This window comes from Caulobacter sp. Root343, assembly GCF_001425745.1.
Lineage (GTDB): Bacteria > Pseudomonadota > Alphaproteobacteria > Caulobacterales > Caulobacteraceae > Caulobacter.
The window spans coordinates 146,145-164,318 of the sequence record NZ_LMDF01000002.1 but is presented as its reverse complement, the minus strand read 5'-3'; the positions used below and the strand labels follow the sequence as shown (position 1 = coordinate 164,318).

23 protein-coding genes and 1 pseudogene are annotated in these 18,174 nt (G+C 67.8%); 8 read left to right on the top strand and 16 right to left on the bottom strand.

The genetic code is table 11. The features are described from left to right. The first annotated feature begins 134 nt into the window (after nt 1–134). Together ASC70_RS03375 and ASC70_RS03370 are read left to right on the top strand one after the other, a co-directional pair. On the top strand, nt 135–851 hold the full coding sequence (locus tag ASC70_RS03375) for a GGDEF domain-containing protein (RefSeq protein WP_047403612.1): 717 nt from the start codon (nt 135–137) through the stop codon (nt 849–851). A 99-nt stretch (nt 852–950) separates the two neighbouring features. After that, the gene (locus ASC70_RS03370) at nt 951–1,307 is read left to right on the top strand and encodes a response regulator (protein WP_056046475.1); all 357 of its coding nucleotides are present in this window, start codon (nt 951–953) and stop codon (nt 1,305–1,307) included. A gap of 12 nt (nt 1,308–1,319) precedes the next feature. On the opposite strand, the gene ASC70_RS03365 is transcribed toward ASC70_RS03370, so the two are convergent. The 3 genes from ASC70_RS03365 to ASC70_RS03355 all read right to left on the bottom strand — a co-directional run bounded on the left by ASC70_RS03365 (nt 1,320) and on the right by ASC70_RS03355 (nt 2,705). Beyond that, the gene (locus tag ASC70_RS03365) at nt 1,320–1,541 is read right to left on the bottom strand and encodes a YdcH family protein (RefSeq protein ID WP_056046473.1); all 222 of its coding nucleotides are present in this window, start codon (nt 1,539–1,541) and stop codon (nt 1,320–1,322) included. A gap of 67 nt (nt 1,542–1,608) precedes the next feature. Beyond that, nucleotides 1,609–2,070, bottom strand: coding sequence for a TIGR02444 family protein (locus ASC70_RS03360; protein WP_056046471.1), 462 nt, complete (start codon nt 2,068–2,070; stop codon nt 1,609–1,611). Nucleotides 2,071–2,075: 5 nt separating this feature from the next. Next, complete coding sequence (locus tag ASC70_RS03355) at nt 2,076–2,705, bottom strand: UbiX family flavin prenyltransferase (RefSeq protein WP_056046466.1); 630 nt, start codon at nt 2,703–2,705, stop codon at nt 2,076–2,078. 129 nt (nt 2,706–2,834) lie between these two features. Here ASC70_RS03355 and ASC70_RS03350 point away from each other — a divergent pair, with 129 nt between their 5' ends. Then, a complete protein-coding gene (locus tag ASC70_RS03350; protein ID WP_047403605.1) occupies nt 2,835–3,008 on the top strand; it encodes a YdcH family protein in 174 nt (57 codons plus the stop codon). 181 nt (nt 3,009–3,189) lie between these two features. Here ASC70_RS03350 and ASC70_RS03345 read toward each other — a convergent pair whose 3' ends face one another. Both ASC70_RS03345 and ASC70_RS03340 read right to left on the bottom strand, forming a co-directional pair. Further along, nucleotides 3,190–3,900, bottom strand: coding sequence for a DUF1013 domain-containing protein (locus ASC70_RS03345; RefSeq protein ID WP_047403603.1), 711 nt, complete (start codon nt 3,898–3,900; stop codon nt 3,190–3,192). A gap of 114 nt (nt 3,901–4,014) precedes the next feature. Further along, nucleotides 4,015–4,740: pseudogene (locus ASC70_RS03340) on the bottom strand (DUF72 domain-containing protein). Nucleotides 4,741–4,986: 246 nt separating this feature from the next. On the opposite strand from ASC70_RS03340, the gene ASC70_RS03335 reads away from it, so the two are divergent. Beyond that, nucleotides 4,987–5,484, top strand: coding sequence for a hypothetical protein (locus ASC70_RS03335; protein WP_235519226.1), 498 nt, complete (start codon nt 4,987–4,989; stop codon nt 5,482–5,484). On the opposite strand, the gene ASC70_RS03330 is transcribed toward ASC70_RS03335, so the two are convergent. Beyond that, complete coding sequence (locus ASC70_RS03330; RefSeq protein WP_056046462.1) at nt 5,481–6,455, bottom strand: NAD(P)H-quinone oxidoreductase; 975 nt, start codon at nt 6,453–6,455, stop codon at nt 5,481–5,483. The genes ASC70_RS03335 and ASC70_RS03330 overlap by 4 nt on opposite strands. Before the next feature lie 75 nt (nt 6,456–6,530). On the opposite strand from ASC70_RS03330, the gene ASC70_RS03325 reads away from it, so the two are divergent. Both ASC70_RS03325 and ASC70_RS03320 read left to right on the top strand, forming a co-directional pair. After that, entirely contained in the window at nt 6,531–6,737 is a 207-nt protein-coding gene (locus tag ASC70_RS03325; protein ID WP_047403599.1) for a DUF1192 domain-containing protein, read from the top strand. A gap of 184 nt (nt 6,738–6,921) precedes the next feature. Beyond that, entirely contained in the window at nt 6,922–7,431 is a 510-nt protein-coding gene (locus ASC70_RS03320) for a DUF1465 family protein (RefSeq protein WP_056046460.1), read from the top strand. A 125-nt stretch (nt 7,432–7,556) separates the two neighbouring features. On the opposite strand, the gene ASC70_RS03315 is transcribed toward ASC70_RS03320, so the two are convergent. After that, nucleotides 7,557–8,234, bottom strand: a complete 678-nt coding sequence (locus tag ASC70_RS03315) for a COQ9 family protein (protein WP_056046457.1) — start codon at nt 8,232–8,234, stop codon at nt 7,557–7,559. A 182-nt stretch (nt 8,235–8,416) separates the two neighbouring features. On the opposite strand from ASC70_RS03315, the gene rpsU reads away from it, so the two are divergent. After that, a complete protein-coding gene (rpsU, locus tag ASC70_RS03310) occupies nt 8,417–8,650 on the top strand; it encodes a 30S ribosomal protein S21 (RefSeq protein WP_082009052.1) in 234 nt (77 codons plus the stop codon). A gap of 94 nt (nt 8,651–8,744) precedes the next feature. Here rpsU and ASC70_RS03305 read toward each other — a convergent pair whose 3' ends face one another. The 4 genes from ASC70_RS03305 to ASC70_RS03290 are packed head-to-tail and all read right to left on the bottom strand — an operon-like array spanning nt 8,745 to nt 12,988. Next, nucleotides 8,745–10,175, bottom strand: coding sequence for an ABC transporter permease (locus ASC70_RS03305; protein ID WP_056046456.1), 1,431 nt, complete (start codon nt 10,173–10,175; stop codon nt 8,745–8,747). Further along, nucleotides 10,172–11,089 carry an ABC transporter ATP-binding protein gene (locus ASC70_RS03300; protein WP_056046453.1) on the bottom strand — a complete coding sequence of 306 codons (918 nt, stop codon included), beginning with the start codon at nt 11,087–11,089 and terminating at the stop codon, nt 10,172–10,174. Before ASC70_RS03300 ends, ASC70_RS03305 begins: the two co-directional genes overlap by 4 nt. 39 nt (nt 11,090–11,128) lie before the next feature. Beyond that, nucleotides 11,129–12,085, bottom strand: coding sequence for an alpha/beta fold hydrolase (locus ASC70_RS03295; RefSeq protein WP_082539556.1), 957 nt, complete (start codon nt 12,083–12,085; stop codon nt 11,129–11,131). A gap of 60 nt (nt 12,086–12,145) precedes the next feature. Further along, nucleotides 12,146–12,988 carry a M23 family metallopeptidase gene (locus ASC70_RS03290; protein ID WP_235519224.1) on the bottom strand — a complete coding sequence of 281 codons (843 nt, stop codon included), beginning with the start codon at nt 12,986–12,988 and terminating at the stop codon, nt 12,146–12,148. 335 nt (nt 12,989–13,323) lie between these two features. Between ASC70_RS03290 and ASC70_RS03285 the strand changes: the two genes are divergently transcribed. Continuing rightward, a complete protein-coding gene (locus tag ASC70_RS03285) occupies nt 13,324–13,680 on the top strand; it encodes a UrcA family protein (RefSeq protein ID WP_056046449.1) in 357 nt (118 codons plus the stop codon). Nucleotides 13,681–13,836: 156 nt separating this feature from the next. Here ASC70_RS03285 and ASC70_RS03280 read toward each other — a convergent pair whose 3' ends face one another. The 5 genes from ASC70_RS03280 to ASC70_RS03260 form a co-directional block, all read right to left on the bottom strand. After that, the gene (locus ASC70_RS03280) at nt 13,837–15,258 is read right to left on the bottom strand and encodes an NAD(P)(+) transhydrogenase (Re/Si-specific) subunit beta (RefSeq protein ID WP_056046447.1); all 1,422 of its coding nucleotides are present in this window, start codon (nt 15,256–15,258) and stop codon (nt 13,837–13,839) included. Between the two features lie 28 nt (nt 15,259–15,286). After that, on the bottom strand, nt 15,287–15,622 hold the full coding sequence (locus ASC70_RS03275; protein WP_047403586.1) for a proton-translocating transhydrogenase family protein: 336 nt from the start codon (nt 15,620–15,622) through the stop codon (nt 15,287–15,289). 26 nt (nt 15,623–15,648) lie between these two features. Beyond that, complete coding sequence (locus tag ASC70_RS03270; RefSeq protein WP_162247179.1) at nt 15,649–16,791, bottom strand: Re/Si-specific NAD(P)(+) transhydrogenase subunit alpha; 1,143 nt, start codon at nt 16,789–16,791, stop codon at nt 15,649–15,651. Between the two features lie 118 nt (nt 16,792–16,909). Then, nucleotides 16,910–17,140 carry an aa3-type cytochrome c oxidase subunit IV gene (locus tag ASC70_RS03265; protein WP_056046445.1) on the bottom strand — a complete coding sequence of 77 codons (231 nt, stop codon included), beginning with the start codon at nt 17,138–17,140 and terminating at the stop codon, nt 16,910–16,912. Nucleotides 17,141–17,204: 64 nt separating this feature from the next. After that, nucleotides 17,205–18,140 carry a glycosyltransferase family 9 protein gene (locus tag ASC70_RS03260; protein WP_082539577.1) on the bottom strand — a complete coding sequence of 312 codons (936 nt, stop codon included), beginning with the start codon at nt 18,138–18,140 and terminating at the stop codon, nt 17,205–17,207. Nucleotides 18,141–18,174 lie beyond the last annotated feature (34 nt).

Sequence of the window (18,174 nt, the reverse complement as noted above, 5' to 3'; positions counted from 1 at the left end):
CCAAAACGACACAGATCGCCCATAAGGCGAGCGCGCGGCCACCGGTTCCTGCGACTTATCGGCGCCCCGGATTGCGTCGAACACCGTTCCCGTTAACCATAGTGGAGCTGTGCCATATCGATTCCAGTAGGCCTATGAAGATCACCGGCGCCCGGACCGACCCATTCGCCGCCATCCGCAAGCGCGCCCTGGTGCGCGCGGGCGCCCAGGTCGTGGCCCGTGAAGTGGCCGCCCCCGACAGCGCCGCGTTCCTGGGCCTGAGCGAAGCCGACATGACCCCTAAGGTGGTCGAGGCGCTGCAAACCCTGATGACCGAGATCGAGGACCTGCGGAACGAGGTCTCGGTCCTGAAGCTGCGCCTGAACGAGGCCCAGGGTCTGGCCGACATGGACGTGCTGACTCCGGTGCTGAACCGCCGGGCCTTCCTGCGCGAGATGAAGCGGGTCGCCGCCTTCGCCCAGCGCTACGGGTCGCCGGCCAGCGTGGTGTTCTTCGATCTGGACAACTTCAAGAACGTCAACGACCGCTTCGGCCACGCCGCAGGCGACGAAGCCCTGAAAGCCGTGGCCAAGCGCCTGCTGGGCAATGTCCGCGAGAGCGACGTGGTCGGCCGCATGGGCGGCGACGAGTTCGCCGTGCTGCTGGCCCAGGCCGACCGGGAAACCGCCCTGGTCAAGGCCCAGAGCCTGGCCGACGCCGTGCGCTCGACGCCGGTCGAGTTCGGCGAATGGTCGGCCCCGCTGCACATCTCGTTCGGCGTGCGCGAGATCGAGCCCGGCGCCGATCCCGAGGCCGCCCTGGCCGAGGCCGACGCGGCCATGTTCCTCCGGAAGCGGAAGACCGCGGTTTAACAACTCGAAGTCATGCGACCTTATCGCACGGCGACTCATACCGGTCCGACGCGTTAACACGTCTTCATAGTCTGTTAAGCATGACTGGACGTGGGGCAGATGCAACGTATTCTGGTCGCCGAGGACGATCCTGTCCTCTCGATGATCTACGAAATTACTCTGACCGAGGCGGGTTTCGACGTCCTGCTGTGTCAGGACGGTCAAGAGGCCTTCGAAGCCCTCGACAGCTTTGCTCCTGATCTGGTGATCACCGACCACGCGATGCCGCGCATGACGGGCGGCGAGCTGGTCAGCGCGGTGCGCAAGGCGCGTCCGGGCGCGGCCACCCTGATGGCCTCGGCCTGCGACCCTCGCCTGCTGAAGCACGACCAGCACGCCGACGCGCGGCTGGAAAAGCCGGTCACTCCCGGCCGCCTGCTGCTGACCGTCCGCGACTTGGAAGCGCGCGCGGTCTGAGCCCCCAACGTTCTAGGCGATGATGTCCGGAGTCAGCTGATCTTCCAGCCGGCCGATCTCGTCCTTCATGGCCAGCTTCTTCCGCTTCAGGCGAGCGATCTGCAGCATGTCGGGCTGGTAGCGCTGTTCCAGCGCCTGGATGGCGTCGTCGAGATCCTTGTGCTCCTCGCGCAACTCGGCGAGGCGACGTTCGATCGCGATGTCGGTGTCTTCCGACGGATCATCGTCGTTCATGGAGTAAGTCTCGGATGGGCCCGGCTACGGGAGATAGATAGCAAAGGCTGACGACCGGTAAAGGCGCTCACTCGCGATCCTTTTCAAGGGCGGTCGCCAGCTTCTCCAGCGCGGCGCGACGCGGCGGATCACCCGAGGCCTCGGCGGCGGCGAGCAGACCGTCCAGCACGGGGATCGTAGCTCCTCCCGGCGTCGAAAGCGCCTCCAGGCTCTCCATCAGCACGCGCTCGCCTTGCAGTTCCACGCCCTTGACGGCGTCGCGCAGAGCTTCCTTGGCCGTTTCATCGACCGGCGGACGCGGCGGCTTCAGCGCCCGCCGCACGCCGCGCAACGGCGCGCCGACCTCGGCGTCCCACTGGCGCATCATCCGGGCGGCGTCCTTGAGGTTGGCCTCGCGCCCCTCCTGCGCCATCCAAGCGGCCCACAGCAGGAAGGGCACGTTCTGGCCGTGGGCGTCCTGCAGGTGCAGGCACGCCTCTGCGACAGGTTGCCGCGCATAGACCTTCAGGGCCCAGTCCCAGATACGCATCGGCGTTAACCTTCGGCTTTTCCAGCGAGGGTCTGGAGATCCTCGCCCCAGCGCTTCACCGGCCGCCAGGACAGGTCGAACAGGTCCAGGGCCCGGCCCACCGACTGATCGACCATCTCGGCGATCGAGGCGGGCCTGGCATAGAAGGCCGGCAGCGGCGGGGCGATCACCGCGCCCATCTCGGCCAGCTTGGTCAGGGTGCGCAGATGGCCCAGATGCAGCGGCGTCTCGCGCACCATCAGCACCAGCGGCCGGCGCTCCTTCAAGGTCACGTCAGCCGCGCGGCTGAGCAGGGTGGAGGTCACGCCGGTGGCGATTTCGCTCATCGTGCGCACCGAACAGGGCGCGACGATCATGCCCAGGGTGCGGAACGAGCCCGAAGCGATCGCGGCCCCGACATCGGCCGCGCGATGGACCACGTCGGCCTTGGCGTTGACGTCGGCGACCGACAGGTCGGTCTCCTGGGTCAGTGTCAGCGCCGCCGACTTCGACAGCACCAGATGGCTTTCGACACCCAGGTCGCGCAGCGCGTCCAGCGTCCGCAGCCCGTAGACCACGCCCGAGGCGCCGGTGATCCCGACCACGAGGCGCGCGCGCTCGCGCGGACGATCGGCGGTCTTCGAAGCCTCGGTCATGGTGAATTTTCGTCCGTCTTGGGAGCAAACTCGGCCACGTCAAGCGCCGCCGGTTGCAATCATATGTGATCTGACAGCGCCGCGCAGCGGGTGTTCACTTTCCTCTCCAACAGCAAGGAGCCGACAGCCATGGCCATCGAATCCCGTATCCGCGAGCTGGGATCCCGTCATGAGGTCCTCGACCGCAAGATCCAGGAGGAGACCAGTCGACCCGGTAGTGACGGAACGGCGCTCAGGGAGCTCAAGCGGCAAAAGCTACGGCTGAAGGAGGAGATCGAGGGCCTGAGGGCGCGACTTCACTAGCCGCTCGCGATAGCGGCCGAAAAACGAGAGGCCCCGTTCCGAAAGGAGCGGGGCCTCTGCTTTGTAAGCTGTCATCCCGGGCGCAGCGTAGCGGAGACCCGGGACCGCCGGAAACGCCAGCGCTTGCCGCGGTCCCGGCTCGGCGCGCTTCGCGCTTGGCCGGGATGACAGTTTTAAATGCTTAGTCCTCGTCTTCCTCGTCGACATAGGCGCCGGCCTTGCCGAACACGTCCTCGGCCTTGAGGTCGCCGCGCTTGGCGCGGAAATCTTCCTCTTCCTCGACCTCGGGCTCGAACTGGCCGGCTTCCGAGGCGGGGCGCAGGGTCGGGTCTTCCGGGACGATACCCTTCTTCAGGTCGTCCTTGGCCTTCTTCTCGGCGGCCTTCTTGACCAGGGCGTCCAGCTCCAGCTGGCCGATCAGGCCCAGGGTCACCGGATCGATCGGCTTGATGTTGGCCGCATTCCAGTGCGTGCGGTTGCGGACCTGCTCGATCGTGGCCTTGGTGGTGCCCAGGATCTTCGAGATCTGGGCGTCGGTCACTTCGGGGTGGTGGCGCAGGAACCAGGCGATGGCGTCCGGACGGTCCTGGCGACGCGACACCGGGGTGTAGCGCGGGGCCTTCTTCTGCGGCTTCAGCAGCTCGGCGTGACGGCTGACCAGAGCCTTCATGCGGTAGTCGGGATTGGCCTGGGCCTTGTCCAGCTCCTCGCGGTTCAGCTGGCCGTTGCCGATCGGGTCGGCGCCGCGGATGTCGCGCGCCACTTCGCCGTCGGCGATGCCGCGCACTTCCAGCGGGTGCAGACCGCAGAAATCGGCGATCTGTTCGAAGCTCAGCGAGGTGTTGTCCACCAACCAGACGGCGGTCGCCTTGGGCATCAGGATGTCGGACATGCGGTCCTCCAGAAATGACGGCGCCCGGCCTTTCGGCCGGGCGGGATGTTGGTCAACGCTATAATCCCGTTCTTGTGAAAAGGGAACGGGGGACGGCGGGGTTCCTGCTCGCTTCTATTCAGCGACCAGAGACTTGAGGATGTCGGCGTCCTGCGGCGCGGCGCTCTTCACGTCATTGTCGAAGTAACCGTAGGTGTCGCGTCCGGCTTCGCGCTGCTCGGCGATCCAGCCGGCCCAAGCCTCAAGATCCTGGCGCGGATAGCGGCCGTGATAATGGCCGCCCGGCCCGTGGCCGCGCACATAGGCGAAGTCGGCGGTGACCAGCCACGGCGACGGCGCGTCATGATGGTCCTAGATGCAGAAGGCCGCACCATGGTCGCGCAGGATCGAATAGACGCCCTCGTCGTACCAGCTGTCGTGCCGGAACTCGACCGTCACCCGCCAGCCCTTCGGCAGCCAGGACAGGAACCGTTTCAGCCGCTCGTCGTCGCGATGCAGCATCGGCGGCAGCTGCACCAGGGCGGGACCCCGGTGTTCGCCGAGCGGCGCCATGCGGCCGAAGACCAGGTCGACACTGTCCTGGCAGTCCTTCAGCTTCTTGTTGTGGGTGATGTAGCGCGAGACCTTCCAGGCGAAGACGAAGCCGTCGGGCGCCTTGTCCGCCCAGCCCTTCACCGCGTTCTCGGACGGGATGCGATAGAAGCTGCCGTTGATCTCGGTCGTGTCGAACCGGGTGGCGTAGTAGGCGAAGCGGTCCTTCAGCTTGACCGTCTCGGGATAGAACGGTCCCCGCCAGTCGTCATAGGTCCACCCCGAACAGCCGATGCGGATCTCGCTCATGCGGAGCGGAACGCGGGCGGCGGCCTGGGGTTCGCCAATGCGCGATTTGGGGAGCGCCGCCGTCGAAGGCGAGAAATGACCAGTTCACAAGCATGGCGCGACGAGCTTAGCTGTCGCCGTCGGCGAGGGGTCGACGGGGGGAAACCTATGAAGACGCTTTTCACCGCGGCTTGCGCCGCGGGTCTGTTGCTCGTGGCCGCGCCGGCGTTGGCTCAGAAGACGGTGCAAGTCCCGGAGGGCACTGAAATGTCCATCCGAGTCGACGACAGCCTGTCCTCCGAGACCAGCCACGAAGGTGACCGCTTCTCGATCAGCCTGGCCGAGGACGTGACCCTGGCCGATGGCACGATCCTGCCCGCGGGCCTGCGCGGGGCCGGCGAGGTCACCCACGCCAAGAAGAGAGGCATGATGGGCAAACCGGGCGAGCTGAACGTCCGCTTCGACTATCTGAAGGCGGGTCCGTCCCGTATCCGCCTGCGCGGCCAGAAAGGCGCCGAGGGCAGCGCGCGCTACGGCACGACCATCACCCTGACCGTGCTGTTCGGCCCCCTGGGTCTGATCAAGCACGGCAAGGACGTCGAGATCAAAGCCGGCCAGCGCTTGACCGCCTTCGCCGATCAGGACGCCACCGTCGCGACACCGATCGCGGCGCCGGGCGCCGCCCCGGGATCCGCGGGCGGATCGGAGCCCGCGGTCGCCCCGGCGGCGGCCCGCAGCGGCGCACCCAACGGAAGCCAGTACTAGACCGTCAGCACCACCTTGCCCACGTGCTCCCCGGCCTCGAGGTGCGCGTGGGCCTTGGCGGCGTCGCCGAGGGGGAAGGTCGCGTCGACGATCGGCTTGAGTTTGCCGTCGGCCACCCACGGCCAGACCATGCGCTCGATCTCGGCGGCCAGGCGGGCCTTCTCGTCGGCCGAGCGGGGCCGCAGGGTCGAGCCGGTGATCACCGCCCGCTTCTGCATGATCCGCATGACCGGGACCTCCAGCACCGCCCCGCCCAGGCTGGCGATATAGACGATGCGGCCGCCGGTGTTGAGCGCGTCGAGGTTCTTCTCGAAATAGCTGGCCCCGACCATGTCGAGGATCACGTCGGCGCCGCCGGCGGCCTTGACCACCTCGGCGAAGTCCTCGGCCTTGGCGTCGACGGCGATGTCGGCGCCCAGTTCCAGGGCCTTGGCCTTCTTGTCGGGACCGCGCCCGGTGGCGATGACCCTGGCGCCGGCCGCCTTGGCCATGGCGATCGCCGTTGTCCCGATACCGGACGTTCCACCGTGAACCAGCAGCGTCTCGCCGGCCTTCAGGGCCCCGTGCTCGAACACGTTGGCGAAGACGGTGAAGACGGTCTCGGGCAGGGCCGCGGCGTGGACCAGGTCAAGGCCGGCGGGGATCGGCAGGGCGTGACGGGCGTCGACCACGGCGTATGCCGCATAGCCGCCGCCGCCCAGCAGGGCGCAGACCTTGTCGCCGGCCTTCCAGCGTCCTGCCCCCACAACGACTTCCCCCGCAACCTCCAGGCCCAGGGTCTCCGGCGCGCCCGGCGGCGGCGGGTAGTAGCCCAGGCGCTGCAGCAGGTCGGGACGGTTCACGCCGGCCGCGGCGACCTTGATCAGCACCTGTCCGGGTCCCGGAGCGGGACGGTCCAGCTTGACCGGCTTCAGGGCCTCGGCGGCTCCTTTGCCGCCCTCGATCGCGATCGCGGTCATCGTTTCGGTCATGAGCCGGCTTCCTCGTTACGCTTGCCTTGGGGGCTAGGTAGGCGTCAGATATCCGACAGAAAAGGGAGAATGCCTATGTTGGAAGAGCCTGCGGAACCCCGCGCCTTCAGCGGACGTGCATTGAACGAGACGACCCACGAGGACCTCGAAGTCTATGGCGTCGCGGAATTGGAGGAGCGGATCGAGGCCCTGCAGGCCGAAATCGAGCGCACCACGGCCTTCCTGGCCAAGAAAAAAGCCGGTCGCGACGCGGCCAATGCGCTGTTTGGTCGCCTCGACTAAGGGTTCTTTTAAGGTTTCGGTGAGGTTACTGGCGTCTTAAGCGTTCATCCGCTTTCGGACGCATCTTGAGTACGGTCGGTTCGAAGGGGTGGGTCGCAACGGGACGGCGCGCGTGGCACGGGGGTTGCACTCCCCCTCGTCAAGCGAGACGTCCTCGCGGCCTTTCGAGGGGCATTGAGTAGCTATGACCGAAGTGAGCGCGTTCGCGGACACGCCTTGGAGGGCTGGAGTGATCCAGGACTTCGCGCGATCGGAACTCTTCGACCGCACGTTCGAGGAAGGCATGCAGCTGGTCGAGGAGACCGCCGCCTATCTGGACGGGGCCGGCCGTCATGACAGCAAGATCCTCTCGCGCAACGCCGCCCTGGGCTACGCCACCGAGAGCATGCGCCTGACCACCCGCCTGATGCAGGTCGCCTCGTGGCTGCTGGTCCAGCGCGCCGTCCGCGAGGGCGAGATGCCGCCGGAAGCCGCCTGCGCGGAAAGCTATCGCCTGGGCGAGGAAGCCGCGGGCGAACCGCCGGCCGTCGAGGAGCTGCCCTTCGGCCTGACCAACCTGCTGACGCGCTCCGAGCGCCTGTACGAGCGGGTCCGCCACCTGGACCGCCGCATGTACGTGGAATCGCCGAACGAAGAGGCCCCGCGCCCGGTGCAGGCCCAGTTCGACCGCCTCACGGCGGCGTTCGGGGGCTGAGCCTGAAGCTGCTCCCCCTCTGGGGGAGCTGTCGCGGAGCGACTGAGGGGGCCATCTGGGCGCAGGCCGCGCTGCCCCCTCCGGCCCTCCGGGCCACCTCCCCCGAAAGGGGAGGAGAAATTCCCCTACTTCCCGTAACGCATCCGCGCCAGGGCCGAGACCACCTCGCCCGCCACGTCCATCGGCTTCAGGCCCGCCTTCCATTTCTCGAAGGCCATGACGTTGTCGATGCGCGCGTCCAGGTGCGACAGCGCCGAGGCGCGGCCCGAGGCCATGTCGACGGCCAGGGTCGAGACCAGGATGCCCGACAGGATCGCCCGCTTCGAATAATGGTTCTCGTCGGTCGCCGTATCACCGGCCCAGCGCCAGAGGACGTCGGCCGATTCCCAGGTCAGCCGCACGGCCAGGGCCAGGTTGGTCGGAAACGCTAGGAAGGCGGCCAGCGAGCGCAGCACGTCGGCATGCTCCTGGGCCGCGTCCAGCCGGGCCACGACGCCCTCGCGAATCCGTTGGCGAATCTTCAGCGCCGCGACGTCGAATGTCCGCAGGCGAGCCAACGCCGCCGCGTCATGGCGCCGCGACAGCAGGGCAGCCAGGTCGCGCGCGCCTTCGGGCAACAGCAGCTGGCCCTCGGCCTCGGACAGGCCCGCCGCCGCCAGGGCGCGCGAGACGAGTCCGGCGTTCCAGCCGGCTTTCGGCGCCAGGCGCAGGGCTTCATCCAGCACGCGCTGCTCGGCCGAGTCGGCCCACGACGACCCCGGTTGATCCGAAGCTTGGCTGGAGGGTTCGGCGGTTTGGCTCATGAATCCGAGTCTACACCGGTGTTTCGGTCGCGTCGCGCATGGACAAAGCGCCTCGCCCCTGCTATCAGCCCCGCCTCATCGCCTGGGAGAACCCCTTCCAGGTTACCCAGTTTTGTTCGCCCGCCCGGCCCCTCAAGAGGGACTTGGGAACATTGGTCGGGCTGTCGAATGGAGAGATACCCCTGGTCCAGATTTTCGTCCGCGACAACAACGTCGATCAGGCCCTGAAGGCTCTGAAGAAGAAGATGCAACGCGAAGGCTCGTTCCGCGAAATGAAGCGGCACGTGCATTATGAAAAGCCGTCGGAAAAGCGCGCCCGTCAAAAGGCCGAAGCCGTCCGTCGCGCTCGCAAGCTGGCCCGCAAGCGCGCCCAGCGCGAAGGCCTGCTGCCGATGCCGAAGAAGGTCGCCCGGTAAAACCGGACCTCTTCAGCTTCGCCGAAGATTTCGAAGGCCGCGCGGTGATCCGCGCGGCCTTCGTTGCATTTGGGGGCTGGGTTGCGGCCGCCCCCTACCCCGCCTGCTTGCGCGCGATGCGCCCCAGCAGCGTTCTCAGATCCACCTTGCCTGTCGCGAGCGCCCCCACGTGGAAGGCGCGGGTCGAGAAGGCGACGATCGCCACGGTGGTCACGACCATCAGCACCGTCGTGCCGACCACCTGGGCTACCGGCGGATCGCTGGCGATGCGCACGGGCATCAGGAACGGCGTAAACGGCGGGAACCACGACAGGGCGCTGACGATCGGCGCGTCGGGCGAACGCAGCGCCTGGCCCATGAAGATCATCGGGACGGCCATAACCATCATGATCGGCCCCAGCAGCGTCTGGGCGTCGCGCTGGGTCTCGCAGAAGGCCCCGATACCGGCGAACAGCGCCGCGTACATCAGATAGCCCAGGACCAGATAGATCCCGAAATAGAAGATCAGGCCCTTGCCCAGCAACACAGCCAACAGGTCCGCCGCCAGACCGGGAGCGAAGTTGATCAGGGCGAACGCCCCGCCCAGGGCCCAGATGAACAGTACGGTCAGGGTCAGGCCCGCGACGCCCAGGATCTTGCCGCCCATGATCTCGGGAACCGAAGCCGAGGACAGCAGCACTTCGAGGATCTTGCTCGACTTCTCCTCGATAACGCTGTTGAGCAGGATGCTCGCCCCCGTCAGGGCCATCGACCACAGTACAAGGCTGGCCACCACGCCCACGAAGGTCGGCAACCGGTCGCGCAGGGCCACCTTCTCGCCCGAAGCGGCCTTGGGCGAAAGGCTGTTGAACACGGGCTTGAGATCGTCGGCGGCCTTCAGGGTCTGGGGCGAGACCCCGGCCCGGGTCAGGGCCCGTTCGCGCATCAAGTCGCCGACGGCGCGCTTCAGGTCGTTTTCCAGCACCGGGGCGCCGAGATTGCGGCTCCAGAGGTCCATGACGACCGCATCGTCGCGTCCGCTCAGAATCAGCACCGAATCGAGACGCTTGGCGGCGACGTCGCGGCGAGCGGCGACCCCGGCTTCGCGGGCGGTCTTGGCCGCCTGAGCCTCGGCCGGCGCGGGCAGGACGATGGTCTTGGCCTTGGGCGCCTTGAAACGGGCGGCGGCGGCCGGATTGTAGCGGGCCAGGACCTCACGCCCGGCCGCGTCGCCGCCCCGGACCTGGGCCTTGCGGACCTCTTCCTGGGCCTTGGGGCCAGCGGCGGACAGGGCGGCCGAGCGCAAGGCGCGGGCCGTGGCGCGGCCCTGGTCCTCGACCAGTGTCTTGGCGATGGCGGGGCCCAGGTTCTGGCCGGTCAGGTCGACGATGGCCAGCCGCTCGGGCTGGGCCGACTTCATCGTCAGCAGCGGCGCCAGGGTGCTGATCCCGAGCACCAGCGGCAGGGCGATGATCGACAGCCAAAAGCCGACGGTGCGGACATAGGCCAGGTACTCGCGGCGGGCGATCTTGAGCAGCCGGCTCATGCCTGGCCTCCCGTCAGGACGATGAAGGCGTCGTGCAGGCTGGGTTCCTTGAGCTCGAACCGGCGCAAGGCCAGGTCACGGGCGAAGGCGGTCTTCAGCGCGTCCTGACCCGTGCTGTCCTCCGGCAGGGCGGCCACGTGTCGCCAGTCGCCATCGGACAGGGCCTCGGAGGCCACCGTCCCCAGGCCCGGCAGCGCCGCGACCTCGGCGGCGGATAACGCGCCCTCCAGCACCAGAGCCCTCGGCGCGGCGCGGCGAGCGGTGGCGACGTCGCCGTCGAACACCTTTTTCCCCCGCGCCATCAGCACGACCTTGTCGCACAACCGCTCGGCGTGCTGCATCACGTGGGTGGAGAACAGCACCGTGGCCCCGCGCGCCGCGATCTCGCGGATCATGCCCTCCAGCGCCTGCTGGTTGACCGGATCCAGGCCCGAGAACGGCTCGTCCAGCACCACCAGTTCGGGTTCGTGGGCCAGGGCCGAGATCAGCTGGACCTTCTGGGCCATGCCCTTGGACAGGTCCTTGATCGGCCGTTTCATGGCGAAGCCCAGGCCTTGGGCCTCCAGCATCGCCTTGGCTCGCCTGCGCCCCTCGGCCTCGGGCACGCCCTTCAGGCCCGCGAAGAAGACGATGGCGTCGATCGGGGTCATGCGCTTGTAGAGGCCGCGCTCCTCGGGGAGGAAGCCGATCCGGTCGCGGACCCGCGTGGCGTCGTCGGCGCCCAGCACCGTGATCCGGCCCGCGCTGGCCGGCAGCAGGCCCAGGATCATGCGGATGGTCGAGGTCTTGCCCGCGCCGTTGGGACCCAGGAATCCGGTGATCCGGCCGGCAGGGACCTCGAAACCGACGTCTCGAACGGCGTGGAAGTCGCCGTAGGTCTTGCTGACGCCCTCCAGGCTGACGGCGTTGACCATGGCGGCGACCTCCCGAATCGACCTTGTCCTCCGGTTGTATCAGCCCTTTTTGGAGGCGTCGGCCACGAAGGCGACGGCGCGAACGATGTGGTCGGCGAAGCGGCGGCCGATCAGCAGGGTGTGGGTGGCGGCCTCGACGTGGTCGACCAGGCCATGCTCGGATTTGCGAGCGGGCGCGGCCTGCATTTCCTTGCGCAGCTCGCGGCCGGCGACCGGTCCGGCGGTGACCACCGCGACCGGCCATTTGGGATCGAACGGCGGCTGGGCGGCGGCCTGGGCCGAAGCCTCCGGCCACAGCGCGACCTCTTCGGCCGCCGTCCGGTTGTGGCGGCCGTTGGCGAAGGCCCAGCCCTTCTCGGCCTTGGCGGCCGGCGGCAGGTCGATCTTGTCGCCCAGGCGCGTATGGACCAGCGGCTTGTAGAGCCCGATCGAGGCCCCGCGCGCGGCCCATTTCGAGGCGCTGGCGAAGGTCTTGATGAAGCCCCGCATCTGCGGGTTCTGGGCGGCTTCCGGCGTGGCGGCGTCGACCAGGACGATCCCCGCCACCTTGTCGGGGTTACGCCCGGCGTACTCACGCAGCCGCAGGCCGGCCATCGAGTGGCCGACCAGGATGTAGGGCCCCGGCTCGCCTGAGGCGGCGACCAGCTTTTCGAAGTCCGTGACGATGGCGATCCCGTCGCGCGGGCTGGGCCCCTTCGGCGAGTAGCCCATGCCAGCGCGGTCGTAGGCGCACGAGCGCCAGCCGGCGGCGGTCAGGGCTTCCTGGGTTCCGCCCCAGTCGGCCGCGAGACCGAAGGCGCCGGCCTCCAGCCAGACGATCGGCCGGTCGCTTTTGGGGCCCTCGCAAACCAGCCGCAGCGTTCGCCCCGGCTCGATCTCGACCATCTGCCCTCGGGGCTTGGGCGCACCGGCGGCGCTCATCAGCCCCCCGACGGCGATATAGGAAACCAAGAGGAGCGCGAGGCCCGCGACGCCACGACCGAGAAGCTGGATCATGACGTTCAATGTAGTGAGGCTTTGTGACGCGTCGAGGCGCGTTGGCTCGAGAACTGAGCTTTAGACGGACGAACCCGTCGAGCTGGCCGTCGATGCGGCGCCGGGCGCCTGGATCGCGACGACGGGAATGGTGGCCCGAACGCGGCCGTTCTTCAGCCGCGCGACCTTGACCCCACCCGCCGTCTTGCCGGCCTTGGCCACGCTATCGGGCCATTTCGAGACGGTAGCCAGGCGGACCTTGCGCGACACCTTGCCCGCCGCCTTGATCGGCAGGTCGTTGGCCTCGGCGAAGCTGCGCCCCAGGAAGAAGCTGGGGTTCAGCGGCTTGTCGCCCTTGCGGATCTCGAAGTGCAGGTGCGAGCCGGTCGAGCGGCCCGAATTGCCGACGAAGGCGACGGTGTCGCCGCGATGCAGATAGGCGCCACGCTTGACGCCCTTGGCCGCCCCGGCGAGGTGGGCGTACATCGTGGTGAGCCCCCCCTTGTGCATCACCAGCACATAGCGGCCGTAGGTGGGGCTGACGCCGGTGGCCTTGACCACGCCGTCGGCGGCGACCTTGACCGCCGCGCCGCCGGGGGCCGCGATATCGACGCCCTGGTGCAGGCGGCCGTTCTCTTCCCACGGCAGCTGGCGCAGGCCGAACGGCGAGTTGATCACCCGGCCCGGCAACGGCGCGTCGAATTGGAAGGCCGGCGGCGGCGGGGCGGGCTCGGCCTCCTCTTCGACCTGGGGCTCGGCCTTGACGGCGGCGGGGGTCGGCTCGGAAGTCGGCGCAGCGCGGGACACCCATTCGCCCAGGGCCACGGCGCCGTTCAGGGCTCCCGCCATCGCGGCGACGCCCAGCATCGTGAAGAACGCGACGCGCAGGTGCTGGGGCGGAACAGCCAGGCTCTTGGAGATCAAACCGCTACCTCTTCGACGTTCGGTCGCCTGAGAGGACCGCGCGCAGGCGATCTAGCTCTCACACCGACCTTTCGGGTTGGTGAATTGGCGGGGTCTATGAATGTCGCATGGGGCGAAAACAGGGCGCAGCTTAACCGTTCATTTACCTTATGGCGCAGCTTGGCGCGCGGACCTTCATGTATTCGACATACATTACATGAAGTTCACATCATTAAATGGTCGTCACTCTTTAAATTACACGTCATGAAGGAGACGTAACGGGACTTGGCGAACTCTTCGACATACACAGTATTCATCGGCGCACGAAGAAGCGCCACACCAGAGGGATACTTCAAATGCGCAAGTTCATCATGAGCCTGACCACCGTCGCCAGCCTGAGCCTGGCCGCCGTGCCGATCCTGGGCCTGACCCAAGCCGCCAACGCCGCCGAGCGCGAACAGACCATCAGCATCGCCTACGGCGACCTGAACCTGGCCAATCCGTCGCAAGCCAAGCTGTTCAAGGCCCGCGTCGAGACCGCTGGTGAAGAGCTGTGCCTGGCCAAGCTGCGCGCCGGGAACCTGGATGGCATGACCCCCCGTGGCTGCGTCGTCGCCGTGCAGCGCGAAGTCGAACGCCAGCTGCCGACCGCTCAGCGCGACAACCTGGCCATCGCCGCCCGCGCCAAGTCGACCGAGTTCGCCGCCAAGTGATCTTCGGCAAGGCCTCCCCCGAAACACCCCACCTCCCCGCACCCCGCGACAGAGGCCCCAGGTAACCCTGGGGCCTTTGTTTTGGTCGGCCTGGGGCCACGAAAAAGGCCCCGGCGTTGTCGCCGGGGCCTTCGTCGTTTCCCGTGAAGGCGAGCCCTAGAGCCCCTTCACGATGCCTTCGACCATCTTCTTGGCGTCGCCGAACAGCATCATCGTGTTGTCGCGGAAGAACAGCTCGTTCTCGACGCCGGCATAGCCCGAGGCCATGCCGCGCTTGATGAAGAGGACCGTGCGGGCCTTTTCGACATCCAGGATCGGCATGCCGTAGATGGCGCTGGTCGGGTCGGTCTTGGCCGCCGGGTTGGTGACGTCGTTGGCCCCGATCACGAAGGCCACGTCGGCCGTCGAGAACTCGCTGTTGATGTCCTCCAGCTCGAACACCTCGTCATAGGGGACGTTGGCTTCGGCCAGCAGCACGTTCATGTGGCCGGGCATGCGGCCGGCGACGGGGTGGATGGCGTACTTCACCTCGACGCCCTCTTCCTTCAGCTTGTCGCACATCTCGCGAAGGATGTGCTGGGCCTGGGAGACGGCCATGCCGTAGCCGGGGACGATGATCACCTTGCTGGCGTTCTTCATGATGAAGGCCGCGTCGTCGGCCGAGCCCTGCTTGACCGGACGGCTCTCGACCTTGCCGCCGGGGCCGGCGGCCGCCGAGGCATCGGCGCCGAAGCCGCCCAGGATCACCGAGACGAACGAGCGGTTCATGCCCTTGCACATGATGTAGGACAGGATCGCGCCCGACGAGCCGACGAGCGCGCCGGTGATGATCAGGGTGGTGTTCTCGAGCGTGAAGCCCAGCGCCGCCGCCGCCCAGCCGGAATAGCTGTTCAGCATCGACACCACGACCGGCATGTCCGCGCCGCCGATCGGGATGATCAGGGTGACGCCGATCAGCAGGCTGAGGGCGAAGATGCCCCAGAAGGCCCAGATGGCGTGGCCGCCGCTGACCACCAGCACCACGACCAGGGCCACGATGGCGGCCGCGATCAGGATGTTCAGCAGATGGCGGCCCGGCAGCAGGATCGGCGCGCCGCCCATGTTGCCGTTCAGCTTGGCGAAGGCGATGACCGAGCCGGTGAAGGTGATCGCTCCGATGGCCAAGCCGAGCGATAGCTCAATCAGGCTGTTGAGGTGGATGGCGCCGTCCTGGCCCACGATGCCGTAGGCGGCGGGCGTGTAGATGGCGGCCACGGCCACCAGGCAGGCGGCCATGCCGACCAACGAGTGGAAGGCGGCGACCAGCTGCGGCATCGAGGTCATGGCGACCTTGCGGGCGATGACGGCCCCGACCGCGCCCCCGACGGCGACGCCGCCCAGGATCAGGCCCAGGGTCACGACGTCCAGCGCGCCCTGACTCCACAGGGTGGCCAGGGTGGTGCCGACGGCGATGGCCATGCCGATCATGCCGTTACGGTTGCCCGCCTGGCTGGTCACCGGGCTGGACAGGCCACGCAGCGCGAGGATGAACAGCACCCCCGAGACGATGTAGAGAATGGCGGCGAGATTGGCGTTCATTGTTGTGGTTCCCCCTGCTCTCGTCCGCTCACTTCTTCTCTTTCTTCTTGTACATCGCCAGCATTCGCTGGGTGACCAAGAAGCCGCCGAAGATGTTGACCGCCGCGAAGGCCGCGGCGATCGCGCCGGCCCCCTTGGAGATCCAGGTCGAGCCGGCGACGGCGCCGCCGGCCAAGTCGGAATTGGCGCCATGGGCCGCGGCGGCCAGCAGAGCGCCGACGATGATCACCGACGAAATGGCGTTGGTCACGGCCATCAGCGGCGTGTGCAGCGCGGGCGTCACGCTCCAGACGACGTAGTAGCCGACGAAGATGGCGAGCACGAAGATCGCCAGACGGAACACGGTGGGGTCGACGGCTTCCATGGGAGCCTCCCTTCTCTTGAGCTCGGTTAGGCGGTCTTCAGGTTCGGGTGCACGATCGCGCCGTCGCGGGTGACGACGGCGGCCTGCAGGATCTCGTCCTCGAAGTTGGGCGCGAACGCGCCCTCCTTCGTCATGAACAGGGTCGCCAGCGCCACCAGGTTGCGGGCGTAGAGCGCGCTGGCGTCGGTGGCGATGCGGCCCGGCAGATTGGCGTGGCCGAGGATCTTGGCGCCGTTGGCGGTCAGGACCGTTTCGTTCAGTTTCGCGCCCTCGACATTGCCGCCCTGCTCGATGGCCAGGTCGACCAGGATCGAGCCAGCCCGCATCGAGGCCACCTGGGCGGCGCTGACCAGCTTGGGCGCGGGACGCCCCGGGATCAGGGCCGTGGTGATGACGATGTCCTGCTTGGCGATGTGCGAGGAAACCAGTTCGGCCTGCTTGGCCTGGTATTCCTTGGACATCTCCTTGGCGTAGCCGCCGGCGGTCTGGGCGTTCTTGAACTCCTCGTCCTCGACGGCCAGGAACTTGGCGCCCAGCGACTCGACCTGCTCCTTGGTGGCCGGACGCACGTCGGTGGCGGTGACCACCGCCCCCAGGCGACGGGCCGTGGCGATGGCCTGCAGGCCGGCGACGCCGACGCCCATGATGAACACCTTGGCCGCGGCGACGGTGCCGGCGGCGGTCATCATCATCGGCAGGGCCTTGCCATAGGCCTCGGCGCCTTCGATCACGGCGCGATAACCGGCCAGGTTGGCCTGAGACGAGAGCATGTCCATCACCTGGGCGCGGGTGATGCGCGGGATGAACTCCATGGCGATCGCGGTCGCACCGGCCTTGGCCAGGGCGTCCAGCGTCTCCTTGTCCTGATATGGATTGAGCGCCGCGGCGACGATCGCGCCTTTCTTGAGCGCTGCGATCTCGGCCGCCTCGGGCGCGCGCACCTTGAACAGGACGTCGGCGTCCTTCAGGGCGTCCTTGGCGGTCTTGACCAGCTTGGCGCCCGCCGCCTCGTAGTCGGCGTCCGGATAGGACGCGGCCGTCCCCGCCCCCGCCTGGACCACCACCGAGAAGCCGGCGGCGCCGAGCTTCTTGACGGTTTCAGGCGTGGCCGCGACCCGCGTCTCGTTCGCGCGGGTCTCTTTCGTGACGGCAATAACGGCCATCGGCATACCCCTCCCCAGAGCGCTGTTTGCTCACCAGCATGGGGCGCTCTGTAGGGGATAGTCTTGCCTCTTGTCGAGGCTCGACATGCAGTTCAGGGAGAAAAAATGCCGATGTCTACCGGTGTCAGTGGGCGGTCGCAGGCTTTTCGCGGAGGAAGAAGATCCCGGCGGCCAGCAGCACCACGGCGGCGATAGCGCTACCGACGAAGCCGGTCGGGGTGCAGAACAGCAGCGTGATGAACAGCAGCAGGGTGGCGATAGCCAGCGAACCCCACTTGGTCATGCCGTTGAACGCCGCGAAGGTCGCGGCTTGTTCCGAAATGTCCATCTTACCGCGTTGATAGTCGCCGGCCATGTGTCGTCCTTGGAAGCAAAGGGAGGATACCGAGCCCGCCCGATACAACGCGAGGCGCTAGGTCTCAAGCGTACGAATTGTCCCACGCCTCCTTAAGGAACCGGATGCGTACGGCTTCGACAGCCTGGTCGACCGCGATGTCCGCGATTCGCCCTTCCCCGCCGTCCAGGCGCGAGAGCCAGCGGGAATAGGCCGGGACCGGCGCGGTGCCCATCAGGCCCACGCACGGCGTACCAACCGCGGCGGCCACGTTCAGCGGCCCCGAATCGTTGCCCAGGAACCCGGCCGACAGGGCGATCAGGGCCGCCGACTGGTCCAGGCTCAGGTCGCAGGCGACGACATTGTTCGGCAGGTCGCCGATGGCCGCCTTGGCCCCATCGGCTTCGTGCGGGCCGCCGATCCAGAACATCGTGCCGAACAGGTCCGCGAGCCGCGTGGCCGTCTCGGCGAAGCGCTCGGCGGGCCATGTGCGGGCGGGTTCGCTGGCGCCGATACCGAGCGTCAGCCACGGGCCAGGCCTGTCGGCGTAGCGCGCCCTCACCGCCTCCAACGCCTTGGGATCCAGCTTCAGCGCCGGCTCGCGACTCGTCACGACCAGACCATGGGCCTTTTCGAAGGCCTCCAGCTTGTCGATCCGGTGGGCCGGACGCATGGATTTCGGGAGATAGGGCCCCGTGGTCAGGAAGGTCTCCTGACCATGCCCCAAGCCAAAGCCGCGCCGCTCGGGCACGCCGGCCAGGGCGGCGGCGATGGCGGGACGGTCGATCTTCTCCAGGATCCATGCCGCGCGCGGCCTCTCGGCCCGGCAGATCTTCCAGAAGTCGATGACCTCGCGCACGCCCTTGAGTTTGTCCTTGTAGTTCGGGGCGTAGAGGACGCGTTCGACGGTCGGCTCCACCGCCAGCACCTCGGCGGCGCGGCTGGCGGGCCGCGCGACCAGCACCACCTTGCCCTCCGGCGTCGCCGCCGCGATCGCCCGGATAGTCGGCAGGTGCCACATCAGGTCGCCGATCCCGCGATCGGGCGCGTAGACG